Genomic DNA, 17,351 nt, shown 5'->3' with positions numbered 1-17,351 from the left:
TTGCGGCTGCTATGCCTGAAGTCTGATCCATTCTTTTCTGAGTCTTTCAAGCTTGCGTTTGCATTCATTCTTCTTCGTTTCATCATTTTCGGTCATGGCGTCGTAAAGGGTGGCCAATTCATAGTCCAGTTCGAGCTTTAGCACCCCTATGCGATGATCTGATTCCTTTTGTCCTGTCGTTCTCACGATTTGTTTCATCTTTCTACCGCCCCTTTCAAAAATTGTCTATAATTGTTAACCGGTGACTTTTAATCGATTGACTTAATTTTCTGATATTTTTATATATGATATGAGATATGGAAATAGGATGCAACTTGGAAGTGAAAATTGTGTATTTACCTATTATTTTTTAAATACCACATTGGAGGAGTGTCGAAACGTGCAAGTTCCTTTCGAATATGCGCACACCTGTGCTAAACTGATTCCATTACCTGCAAACGGGAGGCAATCATATGGAATTTAAAGGATTTACAAATGAAGATTTTGATGTTTTTAAAATAGATGGACTTGATCAGCGGATGGAGGCGCTCATATCTACTGTCAGGCCAAAGCTTGAAGTGCTCGGGGAAGTGTTCGCGGGTGAGCTGTCTGCCATGACAGGAGAAGAGATGTTCTCTCATGTTGCAAAGCATGCCCGCAGATCGGTTAACCCTCCGAATGATACGTGGGTTGCATTTGCCGGCAGCAAACGCGGCTACAAAATGCTGCCGCACTTCCAAATCGGACTTTGGGAGTCACACGCCTTTGCCTGGTTTGCCGTCATATACGAAGCGCCGGTTAAAGAAGAGTACGGCGAAGCGATTGAAAAAAACTGGAGCAAATTGAAAAAGAATATTCCTGATCACTATGTATGGTCAGGCGATCATACAAAACCTCAGACCCTCGTTCAAAAAGAGCTGAGCAGCACTGATTTTCAAAACCTGTTCCAGCGTCTTCAAAACGTAAAAAAAGCGGAATTGCTCTGCGGCATCCGAATTGACCGCGATGACGCAGTAAAGATGAGCGGTGACGAATTTATCAGCACCGTGCAGGATGCATTCAAAACACTTCTCCCGCTTTACAAGCTGTCTCAAAAAGCTGCGGTTAAGTCATAAGAACCAGACAGGGTGCCATCTAAGGATGGCACCCTGTTTTGATTTTGAACGGAGCATACCCGTCCTTTTTTTACATTTTAATTATTTCAGCATCGCTGTTGTCTTTGCTTTTTTTCACAGCCCTGTAGCTGGAATAGCCGCTTATTTCCTCAAAATCATCGCAAATGTTTTTTTCCTCCGCTTTGCTTGGGACAATTTCTTTAAACCTGCGGTATTTCTTCATGAAGTCTTCTCTGCTGATCCCCTTTTCATAGGCTTTCTCGACTGCCTGAAAAAATGAGATGACGTCGATGATTTCTGTTGTCGACCAATCCGGCTGTATTGGATATTGATAATCCACTCTGTTCACCTGCCTTTTTCCTGCTGCTAGTTCCATTTCCCTCTGATATCCGAGGCTTCTGAGATGATTCTTGAAAACAGCTCGTCCACGCTCGGAACATCCCTGATCAGCCCTGTAACCTGGCCTGCCCAGGCAAAACCATTGTCTATCATACCATCATATATGTATCTTTTGTTAGCTTGTCCGCTAATATAATCTTTCAGCTGCTCATAATCTGCCTTTTTTTGCTCCATGTCAAGAATGGTGTCCGTCCAAGTCCCTGCAAGCGCGCGGGCAGGCGTGCCAATACTTCGTTTAATCACGACTGTATCTCTTTCAGAGCTGTTCACAAGGGCTGTCTTGTATGCCTTATGGGCATGGGTGCATTCTTTAGTAGCGATAAACCTTGTGCCCATTTCAATTCCTTCTGCACCAAGGCTTAATGCTGCCATAAGGCCTCTTCCGTCTCCAATTCCGCCTGAAGCGATGACCGGAATGGAAACCGCATCGACAACCTGCGGAATGAGGACAAATGTGCCTGTATCATCCCGTCCGAGATGTCCTCCCCCCTCCTGGCCGACAACCATCACAGCATCAGCACCAAGCTCTTCAGCTTTTTCCGCCTGTCTTCTCGCAGCTACAAGCACAAGTTTTTTTACATTCACCCCTTTTAGCTGCTCAAAAATGGGTGCAGGATTTCCTCCTGTCATCGTAATCACGGGCACTTCTTCATCAATTGCAACCTGAAGCAGGTCAGAATAAGGTCTGCCGTGCTGGCCGACTGCGAAGTTGACGCCAAACGGCTTATCAGTCTTCATCCTGACTCTCGCGATCTCTTCTCTCAGCAGTTCAGGCTCTCCAAGCGACATCGCCGTGATCTGCCCAAGCCCCCCGGCATTCGACACTGCCGCAGCCAGTTCCGAATAAGCGAGATATGCAAGACCTCCCTGTATGATCGGGTACTGAATATTAAGCATATCGGTTATTCTTGTTTTCCAGTTCATCATGATCCCCCCTTTAAAATCGTACTGTATTCCACTTCTCTCAAGACAGCCGTTCTCCTTCTTGCTGTGTGAAAAAAGGAACACTCATAATGAAAAAAGTGGTGCCGCTTTGGGGAATAGCGCCACTTTCGGAGCTCCCTCAGTTGCAAAAGTGGCAGCACTCTGTGGATTGGCGCCACTTCTGATGATCCCTCAACGGCATAAGTGGCAGCACTCTGCTGAATGACGCCACTTCCGAATAAACCTCAACGGTAAAAGTGGCAGCACTCTGTAGAATGACGCCACTTCCGATGATCTCTCAACGGCAAAAGTGGCAGTACTCTGTGGATTGGCGCCATTTCCGATGATTCCTCAACGGCATAAGTGGCAGCACTCTGTGGATTGACGCCACTTCCGAATAAACCTCAACGGTAAAAGTTGCAGCACTCTGTGGATTGGCGCCACTTCTGATGATCCCTCAACGGCAAAAGTGGCAGCACTCTGGAGAATGAAGCCACTTCTAATGATCCCTAAACGGTAATAATGGCAGCACTCTATGGAATGACGCCACTTTAGCAAACACTTCAACAGAAGAATAGTGACTACGCCTAGGAAATGACCCCACTAACTCGTTGTTCCAGTCAGATCAGTCAATTAAAGCAATAAAATCCGAAACGGCTTAAACCGTTCGGATTCTTTTTACTGAGTTTCCTTGTCCGGCCCTAAAGCCTTACCTTTGCCCCCACACCTGCAAACAGTCTGGAAGGATTTTTTTCTGTCATGGTTCTGATTTGCTCTTCCTGCACTCCCTTTTCCCGAAGAGCCGGAATAACATTTTCAAACAGGTGGGCAGGGTGCCAGTTCTTCATTTTCTCCTGAACCTGCTTCGGGAGGATCAGCGGTCTTCCCATCCAGTAGTTTACGGTATCGTGAGACATCATGATTTGGTCTGCATACCCTTTATCAAGTAATTCCATCAGCGTCTTTATTCTTATGTCATCGTCAGGTGCTCCCACCATTCCCTGAATGCCGAAACGGTCAAAAGCTATATAAGCTCCGTGCTCAAGAACAGCTGAGTGATAGTCAGTATCCGTATTGCCGCACATGTGTCCAATGACGATCTTTTTCGGATCACAGCCAAGTTCAATGAGCAGTTTGATTTGTTCCGGCCCCATTGTGCCTTCCTGGGTGTGGGTAAGAATCACCGTGCCTTCTTCACGGTGAACCCTTGCTGCGGCTCTGAAGAACATTTGCTCATAAGGCGTAATTTCACCCTTGCTTGATGCAAGTTTTATAATTCCAGGCTTGATGCCCGTCTGGCGAATGCCTTCTGTCAGCTCTTTTTTAAACATTTCATAAATTTCTTCTTCTGCCGTCCCGAGGCCTTGTCTGAATTTGAAGTAAGGAGTAGCTCCTTCCCCTTCATAATAATATCCCGTGGCGCAGATAATCTGGAGGCCGGTTCTTTCTGATATTTCCTTCAGCAGCTCCGGATTTCTGCCGCACTCATTCGGTGTAGGATCCACTACTGTATCGACTCCGAAGCTGAGCAGCTGAAGAGCGACGGTTATGCCTGTTTCAAGGGCATCCTGCTCATCAAAGCCTCCAAGGGAATCGTCACCGTGAAAACCCGGATACCCGAAAACAAAATGTTCATGAATCAGTGTTTTGCCGAGCTGATCTGCCGGGATCGGCCCTGTAACGGTTTCAACTGTGCCGGTCATTGCGCTTCACCCCATCACCTTTTGTTTTTCTTCTTCCTGAAGCTTCCGCCAAAGCAGCTTGCCGCTTGAGGTCATCGGAAGGCTTTCTCTGAATTCGATCATCCTTGGATACTTGTAGGCTGCCATTTTTTCTTTTGCCCAGGCGATGATTTCCTCGCCGTCAATTTTCCCCTTATATTCCTGATTCAGAATGATAAAGGCTTTGACCGTTTCTCCCCTGCGTTCATCAGGTACGCCGACCACGCATGCCTGCATAACGGCAGGATGCTGATAAAGCATGCCTTCAACCTCTGTCGGCCACACTTTAAAGCCCGATGCATTGATCATTCGTTTTACTCTGTCCACGATAAAGTAATAGCCTTCTTCGTCGCGCTTTCCAATATCGCCGGTCCTGAAGAATTTTTTTCCTTCAATCTCGACAAACGATTTTTCATTTTCCTCCGGTCTTCTGTAATAGCCTAAAAAGACTTGCGGCCCGTTCACGACAATTTCGCCTTCTTCTCCATTTTCAAGCTCCCGGCATGTCACGGGATCAATAATCCTTGCATCTACATCAAATGAAGGGATTCCAAGACATTGAAGCTTCGATCTGTCAGGCGGATTAAAATGCGTCTGGGCAATGGTTTCTGAAAGCCCGTAGCCCTCAATAAATTTCAGGCCGGACAATTGGTACAGTCTTTCTCCAACTGCTGCAGGAAGAGCTGCGCCTCCTCCTGCAAGATTCATCAGGCTTGCCATATCCTCTTTTTTCAGGGAAGGATTGGCCATAAAGTCGATCAGCATCGTGCTGATTGTTATCCAGTGCGTCACTTCTTTATCCCTGATGGTGTTTCTCGCATATTCCCTGTCCCACCTTGTCATCATGATCATGGTGGCACCAGAGAGGATTGGGATGTGCATACTGTGTACCATGCCTGTCACATGAAACAGGGGCAAAGTCGCAAGACATACGGCATCAGACGTTGCATTCAGCCAGTGATAGCCTCCGAACGTGTTTGCTTGAACGGTGCGGTGAGTATGCATGCACCCCTTTGGAAGTCCTGTCGTTCCCGATGTGTACGGCAGTACAGCGAGATCATCAGCTGATGCCGTCATTTGTGAAGGCACTTCCAGACTCGACAGCGCATCCTTCCAGTGAATATGCCCGGTTTGACCAAGCTCAATCGGCCCCATTTTTACTTCTTCCGGTATTCCATGACCGGGGCTCCCTGCCTGCAGATAATCAGAATAGGTTGAAACGATGACATTTTTCATCGGGACTGAATCCAGCAAAGGAAGCACCTTGGCGTACAGCTCCTGCCCTACAATACCTGTCTTTAACTCGCAGTCGTTTATAAAAAATCTCAGTTCTTCTGAAGTGTTCATCGGATTAATCGGCACGACGACGCCGCCGGCACGGAGGATGGCATAATACCCGATGACAAACTGGGGCGAATTTTGAACGAACAGCAGAACATTTTCACCTTTTTGAACGCCCATTTTCTTTTCAAGGAATCCGGCAAGTGCTTCGGTTTCTTTTAAAAGCTGTTTGTATGTAAGTTCTGCGCCGTAATAATGAATGGCTGTTTTGTCCGGGTATCTTTTTGCAGACAGTTCAAGGTTTTCGTACAAGGTTGTTTCAGGTACTGTCAGTGTGTATGGCACCCTGACCGGCCAATGCTTGAAATGAGATTGAATCATATGTGTTCCACCTTCCTTACTGGTTTTGATAGCGCTTACAGTAACATTTCTAACTTTTCTGATAAATACCTTTATTCTTTGTGGAAAAATTTTTTCTTATCATCACATGGTTTATTAAGTAACTGTTACTTAGTTTTTTAAGTTGTACCCGTTCCCTTTCGCTCAAGTCACTGGTGTCTTATTTAAAGACTTTGAAGCAACCATAACTGCGAACACAGACTTAATTAAAGACAGTTTCCCGCTGTATACAGCGGGAAACTGTTAAAATTCAATCTTTCAATCTGCAGGACAACCTTACTTATCCAACTTCACAAGCTTTCCGTCTTCTACGACGTGGATGGACGTTTTCCAGTTGAATCCGTTGTTTTCCACTCCGGTCAAGTGCCATACCATTTGCTCGTCTTCAAGTTCTTTAATTCCTTTATCCATGTTCTCCATGATTTTCGCCGGGTCTGAGACAGTGCCTGCTGCCTGCATTGCTTTCACTGCAACGTGAAGGGCCTGATAGTTAAATGCACTTTCGGCTGTAGGAATGCCGTCAGTCAGCTCTGCATATTTGTCAACAAACGCCTTGCCTCCCGGTGCGTCACTTTGACTGATTGGCAGAGTGCCGATGGCGCCTTCAAGCATTTCATATCCTCCGAGGACCGGTTCCATTTCTTCAAATTTCGCCTGGTCCATAATCATGATACCGCCTTTAAACCCGAGCTCTCTCGCCTGTTTGATCAGCAGTGCCGTCGGCTGTGATGGTCCCCCGACAAACAATACGTCAGGTTTTTCTTTAAGCGCATTTGTCATGATGGTGAAAAAGTCTGTTTCTTTGCTGAAATCCACTGAACCGTCAAAAACGATTTCTCCGCCTTTTTCTTCCCAGACCGGTTTAATGGTAGCCGTCCAGTCTTTGCCATATTGTGTAGCAGTCGGAATCAGTGCAAGCTTTTTCCCGAAGCGTTCCATCTGATAATCAGCATACGGCTCAGGATACGCGTCATATGCAGGAGGAATGCTTAATGTCAGCTTATTGCCCTGTTCCTGGATTTTCGGTTCGCTTGTATAGGCCCCGATGATAAAGTTTTCCTGCTGGTTAAAAACTTGCGTCGCGAACACACCGCCGCTGTGCGGAACAAAAACGATCGGCGCTTTATTTTCCTGCACCAGCCTGCGGGCATTCGTACCCGTTTCATTTGGAAGGTACTTGTCATCAAGCGATACAATTTTCACCTTGTATGTTTTTCCGTCGACTTCAAATCCTTCTTTATTTATCTCGTCTGCCGCCATCGTCAGGCCTCTCAGCGTATTCTCCCCGTAAAAAGCAGCGGGACCGGAAAGAGGACCGCTGTATCCGATATTGACTGTGCCCTCTCCGCCTGCATCTCCCCCGCCTGACGCACCGCTTGAATTGCATGCTGCAAGACCCATTAACGACATCGAAAGCCCAAGAACCATCCCGATCTTTTTAAGCGATTTCACAGAAATTCCCCCTTGTTTTTCATCAAAATCGACTTCTGCCCAACCTATTTGCGCTGCAGGCATGCCATTTGCAAAAAAAAACTATGTCAAGCGCCAATATAGGCGCGTTTGACCTCATCGTTATCAAACAGCTCTTTTTTTGTCCCCTGCATCACAATCTGTCCGTTCTCCATAACATAACCTCTTGTTGAAATGGACAAAGCGGCATGCGCGTTCTGTTCAGCGAGCAGCACCGTCGTTCCGTGCTTATGAATTTCCTGGATGACTTTAAACATCTGGTCTACAATCAGCGGTGCGAGTCCGAGAGAAGGTTCATCAAGCATCAGAATCTTCGGCTTCGCCATGAGAGCCCTGCCGATGGCAAGCATTTGCTGCTGACCGCCGCTGAGAGACCCTGCAGCATCTTTCCGTTTTTCAAATAGAATCGGAAACAGGGCATAAATGTCATCCAGCTGTTTTTGGACAGCCTTTTTATCACTTCGCCGGGTATAGCTTCCCATTTTCAGATTTTCAAAAACACTCATTTCAGAAAACAGCTTTCTGCCTTCGGCGCACTGGACAATACCAGCTCTGACTAATTTATAGGGCGCCATATTATGAATCTTCCGGTCTTCAAAAAGAATGTCGCCGGAAGAAACCTTGTTCAGGCCCGACAGCGTGTGAAACAGCGTGCTTTTCCCTGCACCGTTTGCCCCCAGAATGGTCACAAGCTCTCCCTGTTCAATTTCCATGGATACGTTTTTCAATGCCTGAAATCGCCCGTAAAAAACATCAATATGTTGCAGCTTCAGCATAGGCATGTCCTCCAAGATAAGCTTCAATCACGTTTGGATCTGCCTGAATATCGGACGGCAGACCTTCTGCAATTTTTTTGCCGTGATTGAGAACCATCACTTTATCAGCAAGACTCATGACCATCTTCATCTTATGTTCGATGAAACAGACTGTATATCCGGTGCGCTTTAATTTGAGGATCAGCTCGGACAGTCCGTCTGTTTCATCGGGATTAACTCCTGCTGCAGGTTCGTCAAGAAGGATGATCTGCGGTTCAGTTGCAAGAGCAAGTGCAATGGCCACCCGTTTTTGTGCTTCCTGTGAAATGGCAGACGCCACTTCACCTTCTAAATGGTCGACCCCGCAAAAGGAAAGAGCTTCCACCGCTTTGTCATAGCACAGCTGCTGCTCCGACCGTTCCCTTTTTGTTTTAAAGATTCCGTCAAACAAGTTTGATTTCGTTCTGAGGCGATGGCCGATCAGCACATTGTCAATGACAGTAGCGTCCGAAAAAAGACTTGTCGTCTGAAACGTCCTGCCGATTCCGAGCTTTGCCATTCTGGCAGGCTTTGCTGCTGTCACATCTGTCCCGTTAAACAGGATGGTTCCGGAAGTCGGCCGGTGAAAACCGCTGATCAGATTCAGAAATGTTGATTTTCCGGCTCCATTCGGCCCTATGATTGCGGTGATCTTCCCTTTTTCAATCCCAAGGTCAACTTCATTTACAGCCGTCAATCCCCCGAAGGATTTTGTCAGCTGTCTGATTTCTATCAGCATCATCCAGCCTCCTTTATTTTTCTCTTTGCATCAGCAGGCCTGCGCTGCGAGAAATACATTTTCAGAGAGTGATAGCTTCCGACAAGCCCTTTTGGATAAAAAAGCATGATCAAAACGACGATCGGACCGAAAATCAGCATTCTGTATTCTTCCAGAAACTGCAGGGACTGTGTGACAGTAACAATCAAAAATGTACCGAGAACAGGTCCTGTCATCGTGCCGATTCCTCCGACAAGAAGATACATCAGCATTTCAAACGTGACGGTGATCGCTGAGATATCCGGCCCGAGAAAACGGATAAAACCCGCATACAGCACGCCTGAGAGACCCGCAAAAAAAGCGGAGAGGACAAAGGCGAGCAGCTGATTCTTCATAATATTGATCCCGATTGTCTTTGACAGATCCTCACTTCCCCTGATGGCAAAGAGCGTTCTGCCGAATAGAGAGTCTTTGATTCTTTTAACAGCGATGATTGTTCCGAGCAAAAAGAACAAGATAAAATAGTACTGCGATTCAATCGTGTCAAAGGTGACAGGACCAAGAGGCGACGGCACAGGAATGCCGATCAGCCCTCTTACTCCCCCGGTGACTTCATCCCACTTGTCGATAACCAGGTAAATAATAAACCCCACACACATGGTGTATATGGCGAAAAAATGGTGTCTTGTCCTTAGCGCAATCAGACCGATTACAAAACTCAGGGTTACAGTAACGGCAAGCGCCGCTAAGAATGCAAGCCAGAAATTCATCTGATAAGTGGATGTCAGTATTCCGAGCGTGTAGGCGCCTGCCGCAAAAAAACCGGCATGGGCCAAAGACAGCTGGCCTGTAAACCCCGAGATGATGTTAAGTCCGTAAACAGCGATGGACCAGATCATGACAAGGATGAGGATTTGCTTATGATAATGATTTTGAGAGATTAAAGGAAACAGCACCGCAATCAGCAAAATAACCGGCAGCAGTATTTTTTGAACCTTCATGTACGTGCCCCCTTTGAAAAGAGACCGGTAGGCTTAATGGTTAAAATGGCCACGAGGAGAAGAAAGGCAAAGATGTCTTTATAATCGTTAGAAAGATACGTAGCCCCCATGCTTTCAGTCAGCCCAAGAAGAAATCCTCCCGCTATTGCCCCGGGAATACTGCCCATTCCTCCGATAATGATGATGACGAAGGCTTTCATTATGACTAGGCTCCCCATCGTCGGAAAGACGAGATTGATTGGAGAAGCTAAAGTAGCGGCTGCAGAAGCAAGCGCCGCTGCAATGGCAAATGTCAGCATGGCCACCATATTGGCGTTGATGCCGACCAAAAAGGCGCCGTCCCTGTTTTGTGACATTGCGACAATGGAAGCTCCAATCATCGTCTTTGTCAGGAAAAAATGCAGAGCAAGCATCAGGAGGACGGATGATACAACAACCAGTATCCGCTGCTGCGTGATGGTCAGCCCGAATATTTCCACTACCCCTGAAAAAGGCGTTGGCATTTGTTTGTAATCTGTTCCCCATATCAGCTGCGCCAGCGCTTCAAAAAACAGCATCAGGCCGATTGCAGCAACCATGACTCTCATCGGATTGACATTTCCAAGGTATTTAAACACTACTTGCTCGCAGAGAATGCCGAGACCAGCAACAATCAGGATCGACAATATGAGTGCTGCCCAGTAGTTCATGCCATACTGAGTCATAAATAAGAGACTGACATAAGCGCCGATCATATAGAACGAACCGTGGGCGAAATTCGGGATATGCAGAATGCCGAACACAAGCGTCAGCCCTAAAGCCACAAGACTGTAAACGCTTCCAATTGTAATTCCGTTAAACAATTGCTGAAGAAATAATTCCATAGCGGCCCCCTTGCTCATGCTTATTTTCATTCAATTGCAGTCCATCTGGAAGATATTCATGTCAGGTACATATCAGGGTAGATGAGAGGAGTTTTTGCAAAACTGCTGCTGGATAAGGATGGATGTAGTAAAAGATAAGAGGCAGGGGGACTATAGCCCCCCGCTAAAAAAATCAAGGCACGAGAATCAGTTTTCCTTTCGTCTGTCTGCCCTGAAGCATTTCATGAACTTCGCCTGCCTGTTCGAGCGGATAAACGCCGCCGATCGTAAGCTTCAGTTCTCCTTTTTGAAGATGTCCAAGCAGGTCAGACAAACTTTGAAGATAGATTTCTTTCTTTCTCATAATCTGAGGAAGAAAAAATCCTATGACAGACAGGTTTTGAGCCATCAGCGATGATGGATAAAGCCTTGATTGCTCCCCGCTCGCCACGCCGTAAATGACCAGGCGGCCAAATGGAGCCATGCAGGAGAGGGTTTTCCTGAAAACATCTCCTCCGGCCATCTCAAGAGCAACATCTACGCCCTTGCCGTCCGTCAGCTGCAGCACTTCCTTCTCCCAGCCTTCAAGTGTATAATCAACAGCTTCATCTGCCCCCATCTCAAGAGCAAGCCTTCTTTTTTCAGCCGTACTGGCTGTTGCAATGACTTTGCCTGCTCCAAACAATTTGGCAAGCTGGACGGCAATGGTACCGACTCCTCCTGCAGCCGCATGAACAAGGACCGTTTCGCCTTTTTCAACCCGTCCCATTGTTTTTAAGATATGATAAGCACTCAGTCCCTGCAGCGGGAGAGACACAGCCTGCTTGAGATCCACTCCTTCAGGAACGGGAATCAGCCCGCGTTCTTCTGCAACGGTATATTCTGCATAGCCTGTAGCTCTGCTTGATCCAAGAAGGGTAACGACTTTGTCCCCCTTTTTAAAACGGGTAACCCCGTTTCCTGTCTCAGCGACCGTTCCAGCCACCTCTGCACCGGGAACAAACGGAAGCGGCGTATCAATCACATACTGCCCTTCCCTTCTTGCCGTATCTGCATAATTGACGCCGATTGCTTCAATTTTAATCAGCACTTCGTTTTCAGCCGGCTTCGGCACATCAAGTTCCACTACCTTCAATACTTCCGGTCCGCCGTATTCTTTTAATTGGATCGCTCTCATCATCTCTTCACTTCCCCTGAAAGACTGGCTTGCGTTTTTCTTTAAATGCATGAATGCCTTCCTGATGATCTTCTGTTGAGATCATCAGCGTCTGTGCGATCCGTTCCTGCTCAAGAATTTCTTCAAGTGTGCTCACCGCTGAGGCATTGATGATTTTTTTCATCATGCCATATGCTTTTACAGGTCCCTGGGAGAGCTTATGGGCATATGAGACAGCTTCATCCTTAAGCTGCTCAAGCGGGACTACTTTGTTTACGATGCCATACTCTTCAGCCTGGACAGCTGTAATCGGTTCAGCATTGAAGAACAATTGCTTCGCCTTATAAGGTCCAATGATCCTAGGCAGAAAATAAAGGCCTCCTCCGTCGGAAATCAGCCCGACCTGTGAAAAGCTCATCACAAACTTGCTGTCTTCGGCAGCCAGAATCTGATCGCACGCGAGAGCAAGGTTGAAGGCTGCACCTGCGGCAAACCCATGTACAGCGGCAATGACAGGTTTATCAAGTTCTTTAAAAGCCTTGATGCATTCATTCAGGCGGCCAATATGATCATAAACCTGCTGCCCGTCAGCCTCTCCCATCGTTTTGACGTCCCCTCCTGCACTGAACGACCGTCCTGATCCTGACAGGACAACCGCTCTGATGCTGTCATCTTTTTTTGCTGCGGCAAGTTCATTCGTCAGTGATAAAATCATCTCTGCACTGAAAGCATTCAGTCTTTCAGGACGGTTCAGCGTTAAAAACAAGACATTTCCGCTTTTTTCTACTAATAAATCGCTCATCTTTATTCCTCCCTGGTTTATGTAATCAGCCAGCCGCCGTCTGCAAGCAGATCGGAACCGGTCATATATGATGCCTCGTGAGAAGCAACAAATGTAATAATGTTCGCAATTTCTTCAGGCTTGCCGACACGCTTCAATGCGGTATTCCGCTTTATCGCTTCTGTGAATCTTGCGTTTTGCAGACCCTGCTCTGTCAGGGGTGTTTCAATGAAACCTGGTGATACCGAGTTGACTCTGATGCCATTTCGCGCGAACTCATGTGCAAGCGCCCTTGTAAAATGAATGACGGCCGCTTTAGCTGCACTGTAATGAGGGATTTCCGCCCCCGCCTTATGTCCTGAAAGAGACGCTACGTTGACGATTGCCCTGTTGTCGATACCCTCATCGCTGCACTCAGCCATGTAGCCGCCAAGCACTTTTGATACTAGAAAAACACTCTTCAGATTGACATTTTGAACAAAATCCCATTGTTCTGCTGTTGTATCCATAATTCTCGAGTGTACAGATCCACCAGCGTTGTTGACGAGAATATGCAGATCGCCAAACTCCTCTTTCACATATGAGAGAAGTGAGAGGACATCCTCTTCCTTAGTAACATCAGCCGCAAAAGGAAACGCAGCTTGCTCTGAATGGTTCAGCTGCTCTGCGGCCGCCTTCAGTTTTTCCTCGCTTCTTCCTGCAAGAATGACTTTTGCTCCTTCTGATGCAAGCTTTCTTGCCGTTTCAAGCCCGATACCGCTACCTCCGCCTGTCACTACAGCGATTTGGTTTTGAAATCTCAATTTTCCCACTCTCCTTTCATGACGAGTTGACTTTCAGATGGCGGTAATCGATTAATTCATCTCCGTATAGGACCGGCACGCATGAAAAGCAGTCTCTAGCGGAAATAAAGCTGATTTCCTCCTGAAAACCGTATTTCTCGAGCATTTTCCCGACTTTGGATTTCGCAAGTACGACTGCCGGTTCTTCTTTGCAGCCTTCATAAAACAGCTTCGCAGTCTGGGCGGCATCACTCAGTTCATAGCCCCCCGCTTCTGCCAGGTGCTGAACCAGGCAGCCTGCGCCGTAGAAATCTTCCAAACTGAAATGCCCGGACGAACCGGAACAGACAAGGATGATTGTATCCTCACTGTGGTCTTTAGTAAGGGCATTTGCCACTGCTTTGGCATTCAAGAGCGAGCAGGTGAATATTCTTCTGGCAGGACTGCTTTTATGAACGGCAACCGTTCCGTTTGTCGTAGATAATATGATTTTTTTTCCTTTGGCTGAAGCCTTCAAAGCGGAGGGGTTAGGATCCAGAAATCCATCAATCGTCCTTCCCTCATATTCGCCGACAAGCATACAGTCATCATGATTCATTTCCGCTGCACGGCTTCGGGCCTGTTCACCGTCCAGTACAGGGATGACGGAGCGGGCACCATGTTCAAGAACAGTGGCAATGGTTGATGTGGCAAGCAGCACATCAAAGACTACCGCTATTTTGCCTTTCATTTTGGCTCCGTCTATTTCTTCTTTTCTGGTCACAACATGTATTTTTCCCATAGTCAGCCCTTCTGTGCCAGCCGCAGTGCATGCTGGATGAGGATTTCAGTATATGGCCCAAAGCGGGCAAAGCGCTGGTCATTTGTCTGCCCTTTTTTAAAGCGGTAATAGATCTGCTGGCAGATGACGGCAAGCTTAAAGGTGGCAAATGTAGTGTAGTAATGGATGTTTGCTGTATCTCTGCCGCTTTTTTTAGCATAGCTTTCTATAAATTGCTTTCTGGTATAGAAGATGCCGCTCGCTGTAACAGAAGGCTTGCCCATTCCTTTTTTCAAAGGCTCCGGATCATCCTCCTCCATCCAGTAGCTCATGGCGGCCCCGAGATCTGCGAGAGGATCCCCGATTGTGGTCATCTCCCAGTCAAACAGGCCGGTCATTTCTTTCAGGTCACTTGAAAACAGCGAATTATTCAATTTGAAATCATAATGAATTACCGTCGGATCAGGTGAAGCTGGCAGGTTTTTCTCAAGCCACTCTGTCAGCAGCCTGACTTCTGGTATATCATCTGTTTTTGCCCTGTGATAACGGCCGATCCAGCCATGCACCTGACGCTCCATAAATCCTTCAGGCCTGCTCAGTTTTTCAAGCGCCGTACCCTTATACGGAACATCATGAAGACGGACAAGCGTATCGACCATCAGCTCAGAAAGAGATCTGCCAAGTTCCGGGGTTGCTTCGATTCCCTTTGGAAACTCAGTGTCGATCAATACACCGTGCCGTCTTTCCATAACGAAAAACGGGCTGCCTGCAATCGACTCATCGCTGCTGAAAAAATAAGGTTTCGGCGCCAGAGGAAACAATGGATGCAAGTCTTTTAAAATGACAAATTCCCGTTCCATATCATGCGCTTTAGGAGCCACTGGTCCAAGCGGCGGCCTTCTGAGCACCCCTTCCCAGCTGCCGATCTTAAGGGCATACGTTAAATTTGAAGCACCTGTGCCGAACTGATTGATTTGAAGAGTACCTTCAGGCAGCTCTTCTATTTTCGTTCTTAAGTATGTCTCAAGAACCCCTGCATTCAGTTCTTCTCCTGTTCTTACCGGAATAAGCTGAGACATCGCGCCACCTCTTTTTTGAAAATTCAGATATTAATTCTTGCAGCATAATTCTTCAGCTGTTCTACAAGATGGTCCGGCATCTCTTCTGTTTCCTCGGTTTTAAAGTTATAGGTCACAATGACCGCTTCGCCTTCTGCAATCAGTCTTCCGGATTCCTGTTCTGTAATTTCATGATGAACGGTGAAGCTTTTTTTTCCGATTTTCATAACGGACGTTTTTATGATCAGGTGTTCATTGAAGTAAGCCTGACCGCGGAAATCGCATGTTGCTCTGGCAAGGATAAACGGCCAGTCCCCTGAAGACATGCAATATCCGAGCGCTTCAAAAAACTGAACGCGCGCATCTTCAAGGTAAATGAAGTAGCTAGTATTGTTCACATGCCCAAGCGCATCTGTTTCACAAAACCTGACTCTCATCCGTGCTTCATGCATGGAGCATCTCCTTACTTATGGCTGAAAGCAGGCTTTCGTTTTTCAATGAATGCCTGTACGCCCTCTTTAATATCTTCTGTCTGGAATACCTCTTCAAACAGGCCAGCTTCAAGATCCAGTCCTTCTTCAAGCGTGCTGCTCATGCCCTCGTCTACCGCTTTTTTAATTTTGGACAGGGCAGGAAGCGAGTGGCGCGTCATGCGGCCGGCAAGTTCAAGGGCTTTTTGAAGTCCTTCTCCCTTTGGTACAACATACGAGACGAGGCCGATTCTTTTTGCTTCAGCTGCGTCAATCGGATCTCCCGTGAACATGAGCTCTTTTGCTTTAGCTGCTCCAACCGCTCTCGGAAGCCTCTGAGTGCCGCCTCCACCCGGGAATAATCCGAGTTTAATTTCCGGAAGCCCTACCTGGGCATGCTCCTCGGCTATTCTTAGATCGCATGTTAATGCAAGTTCACACCCTCCTCCGAAGGTCATTCCGTTTAAAACCGCAATCACCGGTTTAGGGAACTGTTCAATTTCATTTAAGAATGCGTGTCCTTCCAGGAAATTGGCTTTAATGCCTTTTTTCCCGATAAGGTTCGGAAATTCTTTAATATCAGCTCCGGCCATAAACGCTCTGTCACCCGCTCCTGTCAGAATGACCGCAAGTGTCTCATCATCTTCTCTGAGACTTGCAAAGGCTTCTTTAAGCTCTCTTGTAACCTGCTGGTTCATGACATTCAAAGGGGGATTGCTGATTGTGACAACAGCAGCTGCTCCATGTTTTTCGTAAGATACAACGCTCATTTTTTCACCTCTTCTTTTTGATAGGTGTACCATCCCTTGCCCGTTTTTCGTCCAAGATCACCTTGACGCACCTTCTGCTCAATGCAGGCAAAAGGCTTATCAGCAGGGTCTCCCGACTCCGCATACCTTTGCTGCATGACGTAATAGCCGACATCAATGCCGGACAGATCCATTAATTCAAACGGCCCGATCGGATGATTCAGTGCTTTTCGGCAGATGGTGTCGATATCCTGAAAACTTGCATACCCTTCTTCATACAGGTAAACGGCTTCTCTTTGCAGGGCACCCAAAATCCGGTTGGCGATAAAGCCGGAAATTTCTTTATTCAGAAGGACTGCCGTGCGGTTGATTGTGTTACAGACATCCATCGTCAAATCGGCTGTTTCTTTTGACGTGTCTTCACTCATGACAACTTCCACACAGTCCATGACAAGCGGCGGAAAAAAGAAATGCATGTTGACAACTTTGTCTGCACGATTTGTTGCTGATGCAATCAGTGAATTGACAATAGTTGAGCTGTTGGATGCAAAAATGGCATGAGGCTTTGCCATTTGGTCAAGCTTTGCAAACAATTCCCTTTTTACATCCAGCTTTTCAACGACTGCTTCAATGATAAAATCAGCGTGGGCAGCAGCCTGTTCAAGCGAAGGTGTAAAGGTAAGCCTTCCAAATGCCGCCTCTTTTTGCTCCTCCGTCAGTTTGGATTTTGATACCCATTTGTCCATCAATTTACGGAGAGATGCTTCCGCTTTTTCTAAAGCGCTTTCTTGAACGTCCTGAATCACGGTTTCATAACCGCCAAGGGCGCACAGCATGGCAATCTGATGGCCCATCTGACCCCCTCCAATGACCGAAATCTGCTGAATATCTTCCTTTTTCATCATCATCTCTCCTTTTAACTACTGACCAGTCGGTATAATTAGAGCAGGGA

General features: G+C 46.9%; 19 protein-coding genes. 1 reads left to right on the top strand and 18 read right to left on the bottom strand.

All coding sequences use genetic code 11. From position 1 onward, the window contains the following. Positions 1-9: 9 nt before the first annotated feature. Complete coding sequence (locus tag ACK1LH_RS08590; protein ID WP_029285129.1) at positions 10-198, bottom strand: hypothetical protein; 189 nt, start codon at positions 196-198, stop codon at positions 10-12. Positions 199-452: 254 nt separating this feature from the next. On the opposite strand from ACK1LH_RS08590, the gene ACK1LH_RS08585 reads away from it, so the two are divergent. Continuing rightward, entirely contained in the window at positions 453-1,094 is a 642-nt protein-coding gene (locus ACK1LH_RS08585) for a YktB family protein (protein WP_029285131.1), read from the top strand. 70 nt (positions 1,095-1,164) lie between these two features. On the opposite strand, the gene ACK1LH_RS08580 is transcribed toward ACK1LH_RS08585, so the two are convergent. The 17 genes from ACK1LH_RS08580 to ACK1LH_RS08500 all read right to left on the bottom strand — a co-directional run bounded on the left by ACK1LH_RS08580 (position 1,165) and on the right by ACK1LH_RS08500 (position 17,301). Beyond that, on the bottom strand, positions 1,165-1,434 hold the full coding sequence (locus tag ACK1LH_RS08580; RefSeq protein ID WP_029285133.1) for a UPF0223 family protein: 270 nt from the start codon (positions 1,432-1,434) through the stop codon (positions 1,165-1,167). Between the two features lie 26 nt (positions 1,435-1,460). Further along, complete coding sequence (locus ACK1LH_RS08575) at positions 1,461-2,417, bottom strand: NAD(P)H-dependent flavin oxidoreductase (RefSeq protein WP_029285135.1); 957 nt, start codon at positions 2,415-2,417, stop codon at positions 1,461-1,463. Between the two features lie 701 nt (positions 2,418-3,118). Next, positions 3,119-4,120, bottom strand: coding sequence for a phosphotriesterase (locus ACK1LH_RS08570; protein WP_029285137.1), 1,002 nt, complete (start codon positions 4,118-4,120; stop codon positions 3,119-3,121). 6 nt (positions 4,121-4,126) lie between these two features. Continuing rightward, positions 4,127-5,800, bottom strand: coding sequence for a long-chain fatty acid--CoA ligase (locus tag ACK1LH_RS08565; protein WP_029285139.1), 1,674 nt, complete (start codon positions 5,798-5,800; stop codon positions 4,127-4,129). 294 nt (positions 5,801-6,094) lie between these two features. After that, entirely contained in the window at positions 6,095-7,246 is a 1,152-nt protein-coding gene (locus ACK1LH_RS08560) for an ABC transporter substrate-binding protein (protein ID WP_411335082.1), read from the bottom strand. A 110-nt stretch (positions 7,247-7,356) separates the two neighbouring features. Beyond that, on the bottom strand, positions 7,357-8,064 hold the full coding sequence (locus tag ACK1LH_RS08555; protein ID WP_029565552.1) for an ABC transporter ATP-binding protein: 708 nt from the start codon (positions 8,062-8,064) through the stop codon (positions 7,357-7,359). Further along, entirely contained in the window at positions 8,042-8,821 is a 780-nt protein-coding gene (locus ACK1LH_RS08550; protein WP_029565551.1) for an ABC transporter ATP-binding protein, read from the bottom strand. Before ACK1LH_RS08550 ends, ACK1LH_RS08555 begins: the two co-directional genes overlap by 23 nt. Next, positions 8,821-9,801 carry a branched-chain amino acid ABC transporter permease gene (locus ACK1LH_RS08545; RefSeq protein WP_411334953.1) on the bottom strand — a complete coding sequence of 327 codons (981 nt, stop codon included), beginning with the start codon at positions 9,799-9,801 and terminating at the stop codon, positions 8,821-8,823. The genes ACK1LH_RS08550 and ACK1LH_RS08545 overlap by 1 nt, the downstream gene beginning before the upstream one ends. Then, the gene (locus tag ACK1LH_RS08540) at positions 9,798-10,664 is read right to left on the bottom strand and encodes a branched-chain amino acid ABC transporter permease (RefSeq protein ID WP_029285149.1); all 867 of its coding nucleotides are present in this window, start codon (positions 10,662-10,664) and stop codon (positions 9,798-9,800) included. Before ACK1LH_RS08540 ends, ACK1LH_RS08545 begins: the two co-directional genes overlap by 4 nt. Before the next feature lie 172 nt (positions 10,665-10,836). Next, positions 10,837-11,820 (bottom strand): zinc-binding alcohol dehydrogenase family protein, encoded by a 984-nt coding sequence (locus ACK1LH_RS08535; RefSeq protein ID WP_029285150.1) that lies wholly within the window; start codon positions 11,818-11,820, stop codon positions 10,837-10,839. 7 nt (positions 11,821-11,827) lie between these two features. Continuing rightward, the gene (locus tag ACK1LH_RS08530; RefSeq protein WP_320154495.1) at positions 11,828-12,607 is read right to left on the bottom strand and encodes an enoyl-CoA hydratase; all 780 of its coding nucleotides are present in this window, start codon (positions 12,605-12,607) and stop codon (positions 11,828-11,830) included. Positions 12,608-12,618: 11 nt separating this feature from the next. Beyond that, complete coding sequence (locus ACK1LH_RS08525; RefSeq protein WP_411334952.1) at positions 12,619-13,383, bottom strand: SDR family NAD(P)-dependent oxidoreductase; 765 nt, start codon at positions 13,381-13,383, stop codon at positions 12,619-12,621. Positions 13,384-13,399: 16 nt separating this feature from the next. Continuing rightward, complete coding sequence (locus ACK1LH_RS08520) at positions 13,400-14,143, bottom strand: 2-phosphosulfolactate phosphatase (RefSeq protein WP_411334951.1); 744 nt, start codon at positions 14,141-14,143, stop codon at positions 13,400-13,402. A gap of 2 nt (positions 14,144-14,145) precedes the next feature. After that, positions 14,146-15,201, bottom strand: coding sequence for a phosphotransferase family protein (locus ACK1LH_RS08515; RefSeq protein WP_411334950.1), 1,056 nt, complete (start codon positions 15,199-15,201; stop codon positions 14,146-14,148). 23 nt (positions 15,202-15,224) lie between these two features. Beyond that, entirely contained in the window at positions 15,225-15,632 is a 408-nt protein-coding gene (locus ACK1LH_RS08510) for an acyl-CoA thioesterase (RefSeq protein ID WP_029285159.1), read from the bottom strand. 11 nt (positions 15,633-15,643) lie between these two features. Further along, a complete protein-coding gene (locus ACK1LH_RS08505) occupies positions 15,644-16,420 on the bottom strand; it encodes an enoyl-CoA hydratase (RefSeq protein WP_029285161.1) in 777 nt (258 codons plus the stop codon). After that, complete coding sequence (locus tag ACK1LH_RS08500; protein WP_411334949.1) at positions 16,417-17,301, bottom strand: 3-hydroxyacyl-CoA dehydrogenase family protein; 885 nt, start codon at positions 17,299-17,301, stop codon at positions 16,417-16,419. Before ACK1LH_RS08500 ends, ACK1LH_RS08505 begins: the two co-directional genes overlap by 4 nt. Positions 17,302-17,351: the final 50 nt, after the last annotated feature.

The organism is Metabacillus indicus (genome assembly GCF_046603695.1).
Taxonomy (GTDB): domain Bacteria; phylum Bacillota; class Bacilli; order Bacillales; family Bacillaceae; genus Bacillus_P; species Bacillus_P indicus.
The sequence above is the reverse complement of the archived record's forward strand: the minus strand, read 5'-3'. Positions and strand labels throughout refer to the sequence as shown.